Annotated in this window: 15 protein-coding genes; 3 read left to right on the top strand and 12 right to left on the bottom strand. The window is 51.8% G+C overall.

Features of this window, described 5'->3' with window-relative positions; genetic code table 11:
- A partial coding sequence (locus P0Y67_RS20475) for a transketolase-like TK C-terminal-containing protein (protein WP_342393334.1) occupies positions 1-432 on the top strand: 432 nt, incomplete at its 5' end.
- A gap of 133 nt (positions 433-565) precedes the next feature.
- Here the strand turns inward: P0Y67_RS20475 and P0Y67_RS20470 are convergent.
- Positions 566-787 (bottom strand): DUF1127 domain-containing protein, encoded by a 222-nt coding sequence (locus P0Y67_RS20470; RefSeq protein ID WP_342393333.1) that lies wholly within the window; start codon positions 785-787, stop codon positions 566-568.
- Positions 788-883: 96 nt separating this feature from the next.
- On the opposite strand from P0Y67_RS20470, the gene P0Y67_RS20465 reads away from it, so the two are divergent.
- Positions 884-1,822, top strand: coding sequence for a LysR substrate-binding domain-containing protein (locus tag P0Y67_RS20465; protein WP_342393332.1), 939 nt, complete (start codon positions 884-886; stop codon positions 1,820-1,822).
- A gap of 75 nt (positions 1,823-1,897) precedes the next feature.
- Here P0Y67_RS20465 and P0Y67_RS20460 read toward each other — a convergent pair whose 3' ends face one another.
- From P0Y67_RS20460 to P0Y67_RS20415, 10 genes are all read right to left on the bottom strand, one after another.
- On the bottom strand, positions 1,898-2,473 hold the full coding sequence (locus P0Y67_RS20460) for a flavoprotein (RefSeq protein ID WP_342393331.1): 576 nt from the start codon (positions 2,471-2,473) through the stop codon (positions 1,898-1,900).
- Between the two features lie 78 nt (positions 2,474-2,551).
- Complete coding sequence (locus P0Y67_RS20455; RefSeq protein ID WP_342393330.1) at positions 2,552-3,376, bottom strand: metallophosphoesterase family protein; 825 nt, start codon at positions 3,374-3,376, stop codon at positions 2,552-2,554.
- 10 nt (positions 3,377-3,386) lie between these two features.
- On the bottom strand, positions 3,387-3,941 hold the full coding sequence (locus tag P0Y67_RS20450) for a group II truncated hemoglobin (RefSeq protein WP_342393329.1): 555 nt from the start codon (positions 3,939-3,941) through the stop codon (positions 3,387-3,389).
- 2 nt (positions 3,942-3,943) lie between these two features.
- Positions 3,944-4,825, bottom strand: coding sequence for a GNAT family N-acetyltransferase (locus P0Y67_RS20445; RefSeq protein ID WP_342393328.1), 882 nt, complete (start codon positions 4,823-4,825; stop codon positions 3,944-3,946).
- A 10-nt stretch (positions 4,826-4,835) separates the two neighbouring features.
- Positions 4,836-5,972 (bottom strand): acyl-CoA dehydrogenase family protein, encoded by a 1,137-nt coding sequence (locus tag P0Y67_RS20440; RefSeq protein ID WP_342393327.1) that lies wholly within the window; start codon positions 5,970-5,972, stop codon positions 4,836-4,838.
- The gene (locus P0Y67_RS20435; protein WP_342393326.1) at positions 5,969-6,745 is read right to left on the bottom strand and encodes a thioesterase II family protein; all 777 of its coding nucleotides are present in this window, start codon (positions 6,743-6,745) and stop codon (positions 5,969-5,971) included. Before P0Y67_RS20435 ends, P0Y67_RS20440 begins: the two co-directional genes overlap by 4 nt.
- Positions 6,732-8,378 carry a GMC family oxidoreductase gene (locus P0Y67_RS20430; RefSeq protein WP_342393325.1) on the bottom strand — a complete coding sequence of 549 codons (1,647 nt, stop codon included), beginning with the start codon at positions 8,376-8,378 and terminating at the stop codon, positions 6,732-6,734. Before P0Y67_RS20430 ends, P0Y67_RS20435 begins: the two co-directional genes overlap by 14 nt.
- Positions 8,375-11,803, bottom strand: coding sequence for a non-ribosomal peptide synthetase (locus tag P0Y67_RS20425; protein WP_342393324.1), 3,429 nt, complete (start codon positions 11,801-11,803; stop codon positions 8,375-8,377). The genes P0Y67_RS20430 and P0Y67_RS20425 overlap by 4 nt, the downstream gene beginning before the upstream one ends.
- 252 nt (positions 11,804-12,055) lie before the next feature.
- A complete protein-coding gene (locus tag P0Y67_RS20420) occupies positions 12,056-13,501 on the bottom strand; it encodes an MFS transporter (RefSeq protein WP_342393323.1) in 1,446 nt (481 codons plus the stop codon).
- A gap of 272 nt (positions 13,502-13,773) precedes the next feature.
- Positions 13,774-14,436: an ArsR/SmtB family transcription factor gene (locus P0Y67_RS20415; RefSeq protein ID WP_342393322.1), complete on the bottom strand. Its 663-nt coding sequence runs from the start codon at positions 14,434-14,436 to the stop codon at positions 13,774-13,776.
- Between the two features lie 141 nt (positions 14,437-14,577).
- Between P0Y67_RS20415 and P0Y67_RS20410 the strand changes: the two genes are divergently transcribed.
- On the top strand, positions 14,578-15,066 hold the full coding sequence (locus tag P0Y67_RS20410) for a DUF2938 domain-containing protein (protein ID WP_161442833.1): 489 nt from the start codon (positions 14,578-14,580) through the stop codon (positions 15,064-15,066).
- Between the two features lie 153 nt (positions 15,067-15,219).
- Here the strand turns inward: P0Y67_RS20410 and P0Y67_RS20405 are convergent, their stop codons facing one another.
- Entirely contained in the window at positions 15,220-15,363 is a 144-nt protein-coding gene (locus P0Y67_RS20405; RefSeq protein ID WP_342393321.1) for a hypothetical protein, read from the bottom strand.
- Positions 15,364-15,714 lie beyond the last annotated feature (351 nt).

Raw genomic sequence — 15,714 nt, 5'->3', positions numbered from 1 at the left:
AACCTGGCTCAGCAAGAACGTAACGAACAGCAGGTTGCAGATATCGCCAAGGGGGGTTACATCCTGAAAGACTGCGCCGGCAAACCTGAGCTGATCCTGATTGCCACCGGCTCTGAAGTAGAGCTGGCAATGAACGCAGCGGCCGAGCTGAGCGCCGAAGGTAAGCAGGTGCGTGTGGTGTCTATGCCATCGACCGATGCGTTCGACAAGCAAGACGCGGCATACCGTGAGTCTGTGCTGCCATCTGACGTGACTGCCCGTATCGCTATCGAAGCCGGTATTGCTGACTTCTGGTACAAGTACGTGGGCTTTGACGGCCGCATCATCGGCATGACCAGCTTCGGTGAATCGGCCCCGGCCGGCGAGCTGTTCAAACTGTTCGGCTTCACCACTGAAAATGTGGTCAGCACCGCGAAAGAGCTGCTGGCGTAAGTGAACCAGAAGAGTTAACTAAACACGCCCCCAAAGCCAGTCGAAAGACTGGCTTTTTGTTTATAAGCAGCTCAGCATCGACCCAATTTGGGGCTACCCGCCACAGCGCCTGAAAACCTGTCACCGTATCTATTCATCGCTTCTCTTTTCCACCAGTCAAAGATTTTCGCAGTTCTGCGTCGACAATGTTCTGATCCAGCCCGATATCATCCAATAAGTAGTCTGGTAACTCACTTAAGTGGCGTAAGTCACGCTCCCGCTGACGCCAGCGTCGATAATAAGAAAAGCCAGACTTAATCCAACCCACCATTTCTTTGCTCCCGGCAAACGCAAGCTTATATGTTGTTATCCCCATAGCAACCACCTATTATCATCGAAAGATAGATTTATCTTCGACCAGAGTCAGCAGTTGCTCAAACGATAGATCCTGACACTCAGTTAAGGAAAACTAATGTCATTACCAAATGAACTCAGACACCGCATGCCACCACTGCAGGGCTTGTATTATTTTTATCAGGCGGCACATTACGGCAGTTTTAAAGCCGCTGCCGAGCACCTGCATGTCACTGCAGCTGCCATCAGCCAGCAGATCCGGTTATTGGAGGACTGGCTGGGTACCGCCTTGTTTTACCGCCAGCACCGGCGAGTGGTGCTGACCCCGGAAGGACAGACGCTGTTTGAGCACAGTCAGGAAGGCTTCAAACACATTCAGAATGGCGTTTGGCTGATTAACAATGACCCGGAACCCCAACGTTTATCCCTGTCGACACTGCCCTCATTTTCTGTCCATTGGCTGGTGCCCCGCATGACAGCATTTCGCTCTGAGCACCCTGACATCTCTGTGTTGGTTGAGTCGAAAAATGAACTGGTAGATTTTGAGCAATCTTCGTTAGATCTCTGCATCCGTTACGGTGAAGGTCGCTATCCGAATTTGACCAGTCAGTGGCTAATGGATGACCTGCTCTACCCCGTCTGCCATCCGATTTATCAGAAAGAACATCAGATTTTTGCGGTTGAAGACTTACAAGGTGCTCATCTGATTGGTGATCTTTTACCGGATATGGACTGGGAGCGCTGGATGTCGATTGTCGGCGTTCAAGGCGGTTCCACCTCATTGGTGTACGATGGCGCCAGCTATGTGCTTGAAGGGGCCTTGTCTGTACAGGGTGTTGCGCTGGCTCGGCACAGCCTGGCTCACCGATTTGTCGAAGATGGCACCCTGGTGCGTATCGGTAACATTGCGGTCCGGCCCAATTACAGTTATTTCCTGTGTGCGCCGGAAGGTTATTTTAAACGTGAAAAGGTCAGGTTATTCAGTGACTGGATTCGCCGGCAGGCAGCAGCGTTTCAGCACACCCGGCCTGCCGATCTGGTTATCAAAGAAGCATGAAGGCAGCAAACAGGGGTACAACAAATACTGTTCGCTATCTCTGCCTCTGCCTCTGCCTGAACAGTTTACTACCTGCTATTTTTTCAGCGCCGCCTGTAACAGGCTGATCACAGCTTCTGCCGCAGGTAACGAGGGATGACCAACCATCCGATTGAGCGACGCATCAAAATTCTCGTGCCAAACCGGTTCAACCACGTCATAACCGTCTTCACGCAGCTGCTGGACATTGCGTTGCACCGCGGGCTTTTTCCACATCACGGCACCCATCACGGGCAAGAAGCACACAGGAAAATCCGCTGCCAGGATCACGGTCGTCAACCGGTTGGTCGCACCGCCTTGCGCTGCAGTAGCAAGTGTATTTGCCGTGGCTGGCATCACAAACAACACATCATGATCGGCGACGATCCGGGAAGGTTTATCTGTTGGCCAGTCCCGGGGCTGTTCACCCGCGATCACCCGGTCACAATACAGTGCCATGCTGGATGCCGGTATGAATGTTTCTGCCGTCGGTGTCATCAGAACGGTCAGTTCACAGTCAATGTCTCCTTTAATCGCCTGTAAGTATTTTGGCAGCAGCATAATATCCACAGAACCTGATGCACCGATCAGTATCCTGGGCTTTGCTGTGGGTTGGTTCTGAAGCTTATCCATATTTGATTTCCTTATTTATTACCGAATCTGTCCCTGACACAGATCAACATCTCTGCCGACGCTGTCCGAGCAAGTGCGTCACATCAAGAGCGTGTCGAGTACCGTTAACATGCCGGACGCATCGCGGCCTTGCCTGTCTTTCGGGTAACCCAAAGACACTTCAACATGCGGTATTCCTTCCAGTACCGTGGAACCATGCATGTGAAGATGCCCGTACACGACAAGGCAGACCGAAAAACGAGTTAGCCAGGACGCAACCTGTTGTGTGCCGCACCAGATTGAAAATTCCTGCGGTTGCACGGACTGAGTCAGGACCTGCAGCATTGGAAAATGATTGATAAATATCATGGGAAGCTGCTCTGATACGGCATTCAGTCGGGCTTCTGTGTACTGAACACGCTCATTACACCAGCTTCGGATATCCGGATAGGGATACGTTTTGAGAAAAAACTCGTCTGAGCAAACCGCACCTGCCCGTCTTGCCCTCTCTAACCCTTGCTGCGGCGTGAAATCAGAAGGGTGACGAAACGAGTAGTCATACAAGGTGAAAATAGGGGCAAGCAAAAATGATTGCCCGTTCTCAGCGGTATAAACCGGATAGTCATCTTCAGGAGTCAGAACACCATATTGGTGGCAGATCTCGATAAGCTGGCGATATCGCATTTCACCGGGCAACGCCATCGGCTCTTTGGGCGTACACCAAAGCTCATGATTACCGGGCACCCAGATGACCCGGTAAAACCGCGCGGCGACCAATCGGATAACCCACTCAAAATCGGTGAGATCGTCGGCCACATCACCGCCCAGAATCAGCCAATCGCCGCGATGTCCAGCGCACAGTGCTTCTACAACCCGTCTGTTTTCCGGGTGAGAGACATGCAAATCACTGACAGCCACCAACATAGCTTTGCTCCTAAAGTGTGCCCGGAGGCGCTTCTCCCCATCCCCATCTGGGCACGGTATCCCGCTTGGAAGGCTTAGCGCCCGGTTGTGAATTGGCCATTGCCCTGCGAGATCCCCACTCTATGTATGCCGTAAACGCTGAGCGGAACTCAGGGTCACTTGGCAGTTCAATTTCATCCGCACTTTGCATCATCAAAGACACCCAACGGTCACGCTGCTCGGCTTGAATCGAGCGCCCCCTGTGCTTGCGGATCATATTTTTGAACCCTCCTCTGTCATTGGTATACAGAGGCTCACCGCCAAAGACTTCTTCAAACCACATAGCCACATGAACATGGTGATCTGGCGGCATATGCTGAAAAAGGGGCTGAAGTAAGTCATCTTTTTCAACTTTGGCGTAAAACACTTGCAGCAAGTGACGGATCGCGTCGCGTCCCCCCATCCACTCCAGCAATGTGGGTGTTGATGGATTCATCGCTTGGCCTTTTTCAGCTGTCTCAACGTTTTCAGCCATGGTTTCTGTCATAGTTTCTGTCATAGTTTCTGAAATAGTGTTTTCACTCATGATTAACCAAGCTCCAATGACGCAATGCACCAAACCTTGTGCTCTTGCTCTTTCGGTGGTTCGCCGCGATACATGCGAAGTGTATGGAAGATGGATTCAAATCCATGGGTTTGTGCCAGATTGATCAAAGTTGGATCTGCCTTTTCAGGGACATCCAAGGTGACTTGTCTCCCCTGTGGTACAACAGATAATGCCGCGATGAACAGAGGTTCCACCAGGTCGGGGGTATTGGCGAACAAAGGACCAAGCCGGTAACCCTCTTGCGACTGACGAACTCCAACAATGCCAGTCACTTCCTGACCGGTTCGGCAAATGAAGCCGTAACGTGTTTCCCCGGTGAACCAGTGTTTCAGTAAGGCGCTGCGGTCAATACCAGTACAGCTTTTATCGTATGCGACGATATGGTCGATATCCGCAGCCTGTACCAACTCAAGATGATCAGGACAGTGGTAATCCTGCTGGACCTGACCCACCATGCGCAGGTTATTCCGGCCCCCTGCAAACCCCCATTTGGCATAGTTATCAACCTGGGCCGGCATGCCATCCAGTCCCATGCAACGATCCCCACCGTGGGTGAACGCACTTTGGCAAAGCTTAAGACCATAACCTTGCCCACGGTATGCCGGGGGAACCAAATAGTGTCCGAAGAAACTAAAGCTGGACGAATAATTAACGACTGACATCGCAGCGACAGGCTCTTTGCCCAAATAGCCGATGAAGAAACCCTGATCATCAACCTCAAAAAAGGCGTTGGCATCACCAATGCCCATGTCCCAGCCTTCATCTTTTGCCCAGGCCATCACCGCTTGCCATTCCGCCAGAGTAGCGTGTTCTACATGCCAGACGTTGTTGGATGTTTCCGTTTTGTTTTTGACGATATCCATCATTTCCTCTCTAAAGCCCCATGGATTTACTGACGACTTCCAGCATGATCTCGCTGGTGCCGCCATAAATTTTCTGAACCCGGCTGTTGACCCACAATTTGCCAATCGACGAATCGCTCATATAAGCACTACCGCCATGCAGTTGCAGACACTCATCCGCCACTTTGTTCTGCACTTCTGTTGCCCACCATTTCAGCCGGGCCGCATCTTCCAGACTTAGCGATCCCGCATTAAAACGATCAATGGCGTCATTGAGATAACTGCGGGTGACTTTGATTTGGGTATCCAGTTGCGCCAGTAGAAAGCGGTTGTACTGAAACGCTCCGATCGGCTGACCAAACGCCTTGCGCTGTTTCACGTAAGCCAGCGTCTCTGCCATCATGATTTCCGCGCTCGCCACCGCCACGGTACTGATACTTAAGCGTTCGCGTGTCATGCCTGTCATAAAGTAATAACTGCCAAGATTTTCCCGTCCAAGCAGGTTACTTTTGGGTACGACACAATGATCAAACGCTAAATTCGCCGTATCACTGGCATGCCATCCCAGCTTTTTCAGCGCTTCACCCTGAGTAAAACCAGCCATGCCTTGTTCCACCACTATCAGGCTGATTCCCTGTCCCCGCGGCCCGGCGTCAGTCTTCACCGCGACGATAAACAGATCCGCATTCACGCCATTGGTGATAAACGCTTTACGGCCATTGAGCACATAGTTATCACCGTCTGCTGTCGCTTCCGTGCTCATCCCGGCCGAATCTGAGCCTCCGCCTGGTTCGGTAATGGCAATAGCGGCTATCCGTCGGCCACTGCACAAATCCGGTAACCAGCGCTGTTTCTGCTCTTCGGAAGCAAACTGGTTGAGATAACTGGCAATCACATCGTTATGGGAAATCACAATCGGCGCTGTCATTCCCATTGCCAGCATTTCTTCCGTGAGCGCCAGCGCGTAGCGATAATCTGATTTATCTTGTCCGCCCAGATCCTGACTGACCCCCATACCCAGCAAGCCATGCGCTCCCATGGTTTGCCAGAAATCGCGGTCAACCAGGCCTTGTGTCTCCCATTTTTCAAGATGGGGTTTCGCGTAATGGTCAAAACACTCCCGGCAAGACAGCCGGAATTCCTTTAGCTCATCTGTGGTTGTACTCACTGAAACACACTCCAACTGTCCATTTTGTTTTCCGCCGCAAGCCTGAACGAGGCTTCGCTATCCATTGCCTGCTGAATCACAGGCCAGTGCCGGTAAACCGCAAAGTGATCGCCATTCACCCGGATCATGCTTGTCCGATCCGAAGTGTGCCGCCGCCACTTCTGAAGCTGCGCCTCTGTGACATGCGGGTCGTCCGATGCAGCCACCAGCAGCAGGGGCTGTGAAACACGCAGATCCTTGAGTGAAGGAAACTGACTGCGCACCAGAAAATCACTGCGCAACTGAGCCACATAGCGCCTGGCCAGCGCCGGTTCATTCAGCACAGTATTCGGTGTTCCCTGATCCGCTCGCATTTTTTGCAGCAGGGATTCATCCGACCATAAGTGCAAATCATCGATATCTTGCTCACTGGGCGGGACTGATCCCGACACCATGCTGTACGCAGGCTTGATCCCATACTTTTTATGCATAACGTCTGTGACTGCCACACTGAGCACACCGCCGAAGCTGTGACCAAATGTCGCCCAGCACTGAATCCCCTGCTGCTGCTTTTGCTGAAAATCACTAAACAGGGTATCTGCCAGTTTTTCAGCCAGCGTATGCAGGCAGGTCACTTCGGGTTCACGCCCCAGCACTCCCCGTCCGGGGATTTCAACCGGATGTAATAGTGCCGTGCCGCTGTTCTGATGAAGCTGGCAGAAGGGGCGATATATGCCGGCACTTGCACCTGCATGGGGGAAGGCATACACAACCAGGTTTTTATTCGCAGACATCCAGACCTCCTGTTCTCAATGCGTGCGAGATACGCTCTGCCAGCATGATGGTGGTTAAATTGGTCGGCATGGAGGGAATCACAGGAAACAGTGAAGCATCAGCAACGGTCAGGCCACTGACCCCGTACACCCTGCCATTCTGATCTGCCGCGCAATCCGGGTTATGTTCAGGCCCCATCCGAACCGTTCCAGATGCGTGCCAGCCCGGGTTGAGCATGTTTTTGACCGCGCTGTGCATCACCCGATCGCTGTTAATCATGGCGTCAGACCAGAACTGGATCCCATCCAGAAAACCGGCAACATCCGGGTCATGCAGTGCGCGCCACATTTGCCGTACAGCCCCGACCATGCGGTGAACATCCTCCTCGTTCTCACGTAGCGGGAGCTGGATAGATGGCAGCACTTCTGCCTCGCGGCTGGTGATAAAAACCTGTCCCCGCGCAGCAGGCTGCATCAGCATGGCAGAAGCGCCAACGATCATGGGATACTCAAGCCGGTGCCTGAATTTAGGTACGGTGTGACTTTCGACATTGTTGAGCAGACCAATCTGGACATCGGCTTCTTCACCCGTACTGCTACAGATGCGCGCGGCAATCTGGCGCCACGGCAAGCCACGACGACAGACACCGGCTTTGGGAAGCGCCCAAATCACCAGAGAGGCATGATCCTGCAGATTGCGGCCAACGGCTGGCCGGTCTACCCGCACTGGAATATTCAGGGCATGTAAATGTGCCGGATCGCCAATTCCGGAACGCTGTAACAAAGCAGGGGTGCCGATGGCGCCTGCCGCCAACACCACTTCACTGGCTTCAAAGCGATGGCTGCGGCCCTGATAAATCGCTTCAATGCCTGATACCACCGTCCCACTGAACCTGACGGCGGAGACAAGAACGTCTGTCAGTACCGTTAAGTTCGGCCTGTTCTGAACCGGCGCCAGATAAGCCTGGTAGGCATCCAAACGCTCGGCGTGTTGTTTAACATTGGAAGGTACAGGACCGACACCGGGTGCTTCGCCGGCATTCAGATCTTCAATATAAGGAATGCCTTGCTTCTGGCAGGCAGCAGAGAAAGCCATATCTAACGGATGCAGGCTGTCAGAGTCAGGACGACGCAGTACCATAGGTCCCTGATCGCCGTGCAAATCATCGTCAGGAAAATCCGTATCGGTTTCCAGACGGCGATACCAGGGCAGTACGTGTTGCCACGACCACTGCGGACACCCCATCTCGGCCCAACGCGCAAAGTCACGGGGAAAAGTCCGCAGTGCAACAGCGCCATTCACGGCTGATGATCCGCCCAGCACTTTCCCCACTCGGTAGTCGAAAGGAGGTGGAAATGTCTCCTTCTGTTGATCAGCAGGCAGATGGCGAACCAGATCACTGGCCGGGCTAAGGCTGCCTTTTAATTGCGCTTGATACGACCAGTTGTAACCTTCCAGCACCAAACGCGATGCATCAGCAAGCGGACTGTCGGCAAGGTGGGCATCTGACTCGGGTCCGGCTTCGAGCAACAACACCCGTTTGTGACTGTCTTCCGACAGGCGGGCTGCGAGCACGCAGCCCGCAGACCCTCCACCAACAATGATGAAATCAAACTGGCTCTGAGCCAGTGGTTCTTCGGCTAGCGCACTCATCCCAGGCTGACTCCATCGAGTTGTTTCATCGATTCAATGATCTGAGCAAACTGACGGATGCTGGTGTTCATGAAGAGACCTTCGATCAGATCCTGTTCCTGAACAGCCGTGACCTTGAATTCTTCACGCAGTGTGCTTAACAGCGCGACAGCAATCAGCGAATCGCCGCCAACATCAAAGAACCCGGCATTCACATCCAGATCATCATGTTGTAACAGCTCGCGCCAGAGATTGAGTAACCGGCTTTCCGTCGCAGAAACGGGGGGGGTCTCTGCTGTCTGTGCATGCTCTTGCGGCCAGGGTGCCGGCAATGCTTTTCGATCTATCTTGCCGTTTGCGGTGAGTGGCATGTAAGGCAAAATGACGAAGTAAGTGGGCACCATATAGGGCGGCAAGGTGCTTTGTACCTGCTCCCGGCAGCGTTGTTTTATGGTTTCATGGTCACAATCAACGTTATCATGCAGTACCAGATAAGCCACCAGCTGTCGCTGTCCCGATTTAGGGTGAACCGGCGCATCAATCACAACATGGTTGATGGCTTGCAGACTCAGCAAAGCAAATTCCACTTCCCCCAGTTCAACCCGGTAGCCATTGATTTTGACCTGGTTATCTTCCCGGCCCAGAATCTCTATCAAGCCATCCTGGATATAGCGCCCCAAATCCCCGGTTTTATACAAACGTTCACCGGTTTTCGGATGGGTAAAGAACCGCTGCGCCGTTTTCTCCGGATCTGCCCAGTAGCCTTGAGCAACCCCTTCACCCGCGATATACAACTCACCGATCCCCCATTTGGGACAATCTTCCAGCCACTCGTTGAGCACATGAAAGCGCTGGTTGGCCAGGGGTTTGCCATAGGGAATGCTGACCCAGTCTTTCTCCACATGCTCAATGGGATAGCAGATCGACCAGATGGAACCTTCCGTTGCACCGCCCAGACTGATGACCTGCGCATCCGGCAGTGCGTTGCGGATCGCATCCGGTAAATCCACCGGAATCCAGTCGCCGCTCATTAAAATCAGTCGCAATTTGCTGCTGGCCAGCTGATCACTGGCCCGATCCACCATGACTTTGACCGGGGCAGGAACGCTGTTCCAGATTGTGATGCCGTGATGAATCAGAGTCTCGCACCAGATTTTGGGATCGTTTTGTGCGTCTGTGGCCTGAAACACCAAACGGCCGCCGGCACCCAACACCCCGAAATAGTCATACACAGATAAATCAAACCCTGCCGGTGCAATAGAAAGGACGGCGTCATCAGCGGTAACCTGGAAGCGGCGATTAATATCCTCAAGGGTATTGACGGCATTGCTGTGACTGATCATGACGCCTTTCGGTTCGCCGGTTGAGCCGGAAGTGAAAATCACATAGGCCAGATCATCAGCGCTCTGAATAGGTGACACAGTCTCTAAAGGCACTTCATCCGGCAAAGTATCCAGATCCACCCTTAAAAAAGGCTGATATTCTTCAGGGCTGATGAAAATCTCTGTGCTGGTCACAACCGCTTTGGCCTGACAGCGGTGCAGCAATTGCAGTCGTCTTTGCTGCGGTAAAGCAGGATCTATCGAGACATAGGCGCCGCCTGACTGCAAGATCCCCAAAATACCGACGATCAGTTCAGGTCCTTGTGGCAAAGACACCGCTATAATATCTCCGGCCTCAATAAGCGCAGATTCTCGTAATTTCGCCGCCAGTTGCGTTGATTTCGCGGCCAGTTCGCCATAAGTGAGGCGTTTTTCCCCCTGCTCTATGGCAACCGCATCCGGACGATTTTTCGCCGCATCCAGCAAGCTGTCATGCAGCAATCTGGGGCGGATATCGACAAATGTATCATTCGCCGCACGCCGCTCTGCCTTATCTGACTCAGGTATGCTCACCACAGCACCGGTTTTCTGCCAGATGGTTTGCTCTGAGAGCGCTTCATCTGAAATCACCTGATTCAGCAAATCCAGATAAGCGTCCATCATGTCTTCGGCCAGGTTTGGCGGGAACAAGCCATCCACATAATTAAAATGGATTCCCAGGCCTTGCTGTTCGAGGGTGATCTGGTTTTCCAGCCAGATCTGCGGTGTTTGATTACTGGCATACACCTGCTTGCTGTCTGATCCCCGCCAGTCGGGCACCCACTCCGCTAACTCAGGGGTCAATGTATTACTGAACACCACTGGCATTGAGATCGCGCGATTTTCCTGTTTACGGCTGGTCAGCTCGCGCAACACTTGAATGCCATTAAATGAGGCATGCAACTTTCCCTGATAAAGCAAGGTTTGCACTTCTAGCATCCGCTCTGAAAAAGTACTTTCCGCGACACAAGAGACGGGCAACAGCTGAGGCTGGAGAAAATTTCCTACCGTTTGGTCAATCGCATCTTCGTAAGGCCTGCGTCCCATCTGGGTCAGTGTCAGGGTGAAATCCTGCCGTTTTGACCACTGACGAATGACCTCTGTGTAGCACCCCAGTAACACGGCTTCCGCTGTCAGGCCATGCTTATCAGCAGCTTGTTTTAATGACGCTAAGGTCTGCATAGGTAACAATCTGGAAAGGCGTTGAATATTGGGGTGTTCAATTTGTTGCGGGGAAGTATTGAGTGGCAGTTCAGGAGCAGGGGGAAGATGATTAATGCGTTCAAGCCAGTATTGCTGGTCGTTCTGGCCCTGCGCCTCCCCCTGAAGTATGCGCTCTGCGGCGACATAATTCAGGAAATCCGGTAACTTTACCGGTGTGGCATCTCCCTTCTGCTGATATTCACTCCAGATATCTTTCAGCACTAGCCTTACACTGATCACATCAAGAAACATGAGATCAAAATGGCAATGCAAACGCCATGTCTTTTCCGTTAACCGGGTGATTCGCATTTCAAATGATGGCGCCTCGTCTAGCGTAAGCCGTTGCTTTTCCAAGCTTTGGCGCAGTGTGGTGAGATACTTATCCTGCTCTGAAGCTTCCCAGGCACTAATATCTTTTGATTTAATGCAATACAGGCTGCAAGCCGGCACAATTTTTTGTTTGCCGCCAGAAACAGCAACAGCCCTCAGCATGGCATGCCTGCCGATGATCTGATTCACGGCATACTTGAAACGATCCTCATCCAGAGCGTCGACATCCAGCTCCAGATAGTAACTGCTGGATAATCCTCCGAGCTCCAGACCTGTGTTCCGTCCAATCAGATACGCATACTGGATGTCCGTTAATGGCTGTTCCTGTGGTTCAGAAACCGCGGTCATTTGCTCGGCCAGTGGCTGATGCAAGGGCAGTTGCCCGTGGTACAGGGCATCAAGATATTCATCTTCCCGGCCTGCTTCGTGCGACGCTTGCCCGTCGTGCCTGAATGACAGACGGCCATGTTTTTTAACTATCTGTTTATTAACGCCATGTTTATTAACTACCTGTTTTTTAAGGGTTAGTTTGCCAACTTGATCAACGTTCATAATGGGTCATGTGTCCTTAGTTTGTCTTTCAATCATTTGCATTTAATAAAATTGTTATTATCTAAAACGCAAAAACCTATCTACTCGTTACTATGCAACAAGTAGATAGGTTACAAACTAGAAGGCGATATATTATTCGGTCAAGCGATCAATTGATTGTTTTGTATATGCCTGTGACATATATGATCAAAGGCGATATTTACAGCAACTAAAGATGTCGCTCTATAAGCACTTTATGGCTCATTGTCACAGTTAGCCTGATTGCTCACTCGCTGTTTGCACTGTCGATTGATATCGACGCCTGGTGATCAACCATGCCAGTAAGGCTGCCGCCACATAAATGCCCGCAGCTGCCGCAAACGCCAGACTATATCCCCCGACCACATCAGAGGCTATGCCCGTAATTGCCATCAAAGAAGCCAGTCCGAATGTGGGGCCTAATTCCATCGAAGTATTCATTACTCCTCCCGCCAAACCGGCCTGATGCTGAGGTACATTCATAGTGGACAGCACAGCTGATCCCGAAAACATCAGTGATGTCCCCAAAGTCAGAATAACGATGCCCGGCAGTAATCCTGACACATAGGTGACTTCCTGATGAATGCCCGCCAGCATGCTCAGCCCGACAGCGCCAATCACTAAACCGCTGATTGTTACTTTCAGTGCCCCCAGTCGCCCGACAATGCGGCTTGCTGCTTGGTTCATGATCAGTAGGGTTAAGGTGTAAGGCACAAAGGCACCTGCTGTTTCAAGCGGGGTCCAGCCTTGTTGAATCTGAAGGAACAGCGACAACAGGAAAGTGACCAGGCCCATACTGGCGGCAGCCAGAAGAATACCCACCAACCCCACGATACGGCTCGGCTCACCGATAAAACCTTTTGGCAGCAACGGATCACTGACACGCCGTTCAACGGCCAGAAACAAGGCGATAAGACAGAGGCCCACCAGTACGGGGACCAAAACCGCAGGAGTTGACCAGCCCAGTTCGCCGCTGGCTATCAGACCATAGCTACCAATGGAAATACCCAGTGTGGCCAGCAAGGCGCCGAGAGGATCAAGCCCGATCTTATGTTTAGCTGTCTGGCTGTGCGCGTCTTTAGGCAATACCCATTTCACAGCCATTAATCCGATGATGGCGATAATCACAGGAACAACAAACATCCAACGCCAGGAAACCCAAGTCGTTACCACGCCTGAGGCGAGAAAACCCACACCACCACCCAGCACTGATACACCTCCCCAGGTTGCCATTGCTCTCATAAAAGCGCCCGGGTCCGGAAACAGGGTGCGCAGAACAGCAACCGCGGCAGGTGCCGTCAAAGCGGCGCCCACTCCTTGCAAAAAGCGCATAGCAACCATCATGTTGAAGTGGGTTGAAAAAGCCGCAATCGCCGAAGCCAGACCAAAAACACACAGCCCCAGTGTGAATAATTTCAATCCGCCAAATCTGTCGGTCAGCCGGCCTCCGAACAACAACAACCCGCTGAAAGGCAGCCCATATGCCGTGCTGACCAGAAGCAAATCTGAAGCCTGCAGCCCAAATTCACGCCCGATATCCGGCAGAGGGATACCAATCATAACAATGGTGAAAATCAGTGTCGCCTGCACCACAGCCAGCAGGGGGAAAGCAAGTTTAGATGCAGACGACACGTCTGTACCCATTGTCACCTGTGCATCCTGTTGTTCCTTGAGAGTCATCCCGGAATCCTTATGTAAATAGCCAACTAACGTCTGTTGAATTTATTAATATCATTCAATTGAATTATTGATTGATATTCAGCATAGGATACGGGTCACTTATGTGTCAACGTTCAATTGATATTCTGGATGTTTATCCGGGATGCTTGCTCTGGATACTTAGAATACAGGTTTCTCACCGAACCCACTCAGTGCGAAACCCATGTCACTATGAAACCCATATCACTTTGAAAACCACGCAATTATGAAGCCATGGAAACACTCAGATTGGATCAGAGAGCATCGACTTTAAAGCCGGCCGCTTTCCATTCGGGCACACCATCGTTTAAACGGCGGGCAGATAAGCCTTTTTCTTTCAGCGCATTAACCGCTGTTATAGATAACGAACAATAAGGACCACGGCAATAGGCGACTATCTCCTGCTCTTTCGGCAGCTCTGACAGCCGTACTTCGAGCTCGCCAAGAGGAATATTGATCGCGCCGGGCAAGTGCCCCTGTTCAAATTCTTCTTCAGGGCGCACATCCAGTAAAGTCACACTGTTTTCCTGCATCCGGACCAGTAGTTCTTCCCGCGAAATGGCTTCCACATCCTGCTGATGATGCAAAGTGCCTTTCACCAGCTTTCTGATCTCTGAGTGATTAAACTCGGCAAACTGACGCAATGCCATCAAGAGTTCAACAACGGGCGCATCAGCGAGACGATAAAACACATGCTTGCCTTCACGGCGGGTCTGGACATAGCCATTTCGCTTGAGCTGCTGCAAGTGCTGGGACGTGTTTGCCACTGTCAGATCCGCCAGTTCTGCCAACTTTTCAACGGACTTTTCCCCCTGGGCGATATGCTCCAGCAGTATCAACCGGTGGGCGTTTCCTAAAGGTCGGGCGAGGTCAGCCAACTCCGAATAAATATGATACTGATTGTTTATTGTTGACATAGAAGATTAACTGCCCCATCATTCAATCGATTTATTGAATTATATAGCATTATCAGTGGATTGATACCGCAGCCGTCTCATTTGCTGACATTGTTATAGTTAACCGCATGATTGTCCGCGCAAAAAAAGGAGAGAACCAAGATGGAACCTGATTTCATACTAAGCGCCATCGCTCTGGGTATAGGCGCCACCCTGGTCATGGACCTGTGGGCACTTTTCCTGAAAGTCTGTTTTAAGATCCCTTCTCTAAACTATTCCATGGTTGGCCGTTGGATCGGGCACTTCCCTAAAGGGCAATTCACCCACGCCAATATCGGTAAGGCAGAACCCGTCGCAGGTGAAACACTGCTTGGCTGGACGGCACATTATGCGATAGGCATTTGCTTCGCCGCCGTGCTGCTGTGGGGCTGGGGACTGGAATGGGCGGCCTCTCCGACCTTACTGCCCGCTTTAATTGTGGGTGTGCTGACTGTAGTTGCGCCTTTTTTCCTGATGCAACCGGGTATGGGGGCTGGCGTCGCTGCATCAAAAACCCCTCAGCCCAATACCGCACGATTACGCAGCCTGCTGGCACATACCTCATACGGTGTGGGGTTATATCTGACGGGAATCATATTGTCAGTTTATTGAATGCCATTTCAGAACGGGACAGACAGAGTCAGCAAAAAAGCCCCCGAACCATTCAGGGGCTTCATCAATTTGAATCAAACTGTTTCTGCATCAGAACTGGTTGAGATTTTTACGTCAGCCGAGTGATCCAGCTTGGCGCGGGGGCAATGTCACTCACAGCGAAAACATCGGAGAAATACCGGTATCCTGCCCGTTCATGAGCAATGCGCCGATCACCATCAGCAACACGCCGCAAAGTAGCTGAAGAGAATAACCGGCCAGTTGCCAGCCTGCCTTGCTGTGACTGTTATCAGTCATCAGATACCGCTGAACCAATTGTTTCCCTGTGAGTGTCATGATTGCAATCATATTGATTTGGGACTCGACTGCCCGGATCACCACGACGCCAGGCGAAATCCTTGCACGGAAAGAAACGTCATCACAATCTTTCAGCCAACTTTTGAAGAAAGGTAACAGATCGGGGGGGATGTCGTACCAAGAATCTGAGCCAGCTTGACCTGTGTGAATACGCGCCGACTGTGAGCAGAAAAATGCTCAGAGATGGTTATGGATACTTTGGTTTGGCTGGGGCACGAGGGTGTTCATAGTTCTGTGTCAGCATAAGTCACAGATCCACATATTGATCGACCCTGTTCGGGAAGTGGAGGC

Origin of the sequence: Photobacterium sp. SP02, from assembly GCF_038519165.1 — a bacterium.
GTDB lineage: Bacteria > Pseudomonadota > Gammaproteobacteria > Enterobacterales > Vibrionaceae > Photobacterium > Photobacterium halotolerans.
Note: the sequence above shows the minus strand (reverse complement) of the source record. Positions and strands in the feature narration are given on the sequence as shown.

Coding starts and splice junctions, on each gene's coding strand:
- P0Y67_RS20470 (WP_342393333.1), bottom strand. CDS start 787: ATGGGGATAACAACATATAAGCTTGCGTTTGCCGGGAGCAAAGAAATG.
- P0Y67_RS20465 (WP_342393332.1), top strand. CDS start 884: ATGTCATTACCAAATGAACTCAGACACCGCATGCCACCACTGCAGGGC.
- P0Y67_RS20460 (WP_342393331.1), bottom strand. CDS start 2,473: ATGGATAAGCTTCAGAACCAACCCACAGCAAAGCCCAGGATACTGATC.
- P0Y67_RS20455 (WP_342393330.1), bottom strand. CDS start 3,376: ATGTTGGTGGCTGTCAGTGATTTGCATGTCTCTCACCCGGAAAACAGA.
- P0Y67_RS20450 (WP_342393329.1), bottom strand. CDS start 3,941: ATGAGTGAAAACACTATTTCAGAAACTATGACAGAAACTATGACAGAA.
- P0Y67_RS20445 (WP_342393328.1), bottom strand. CDS start 4,825: ATGGATATCGTCAAAAACAAAACGGAAACATCCAACAACGTCTGGCAT.
- P0Y67_RS20435 (WP_342393326.1), bottom strand. CDS start 6,745: ATGTCTGCGAATAAAAACCTGGTTGTGTATGCCTTCCCCCATGCAGGT.
- P0Y67_RS20430 (WP_342393325.1), bottom strand. CDS start 8,378: ATGAGTGCGCTAGCCGAAGAACCACTGGCTCAGAGCCAGTTTGATTTC.
- P0Y67_RS20425 (WP_342393324.1), bottom strand. CDS start 11,803: ATGAACGTTGATCAAGTTGGCAAACTAACCCTTAAAAAACAGGTAGTT.
- P0Y67_RS20420 (WP_342393323.1), bottom strand. CDS start 13,501: ATGACTCTCAAGGAACAACAGGATGCACAGGTGACAATGGGTACAGAC.
- P0Y67_RS20415 (WP_342393322.1), bottom strand. CDS start 14,436: ATGTCAACAATAAACAATCAGTATCATATTTATTCGGAGTTGGCTGAC.
- P0Y67_RS20410 (WP_161442833.1), top strand. CDS start 14,578: ATGGAACCTGATTTCATACTAAGCGCCATCGCTCTGGGTATAGGCGCC.
- P0Y67_RS20405 (WP_342393321.1), bottom strand. CDS start 15,363: ATGACTGATAACAGTCACAGCAAGGCAGGCTGGCAACTGGCCGGTTAT.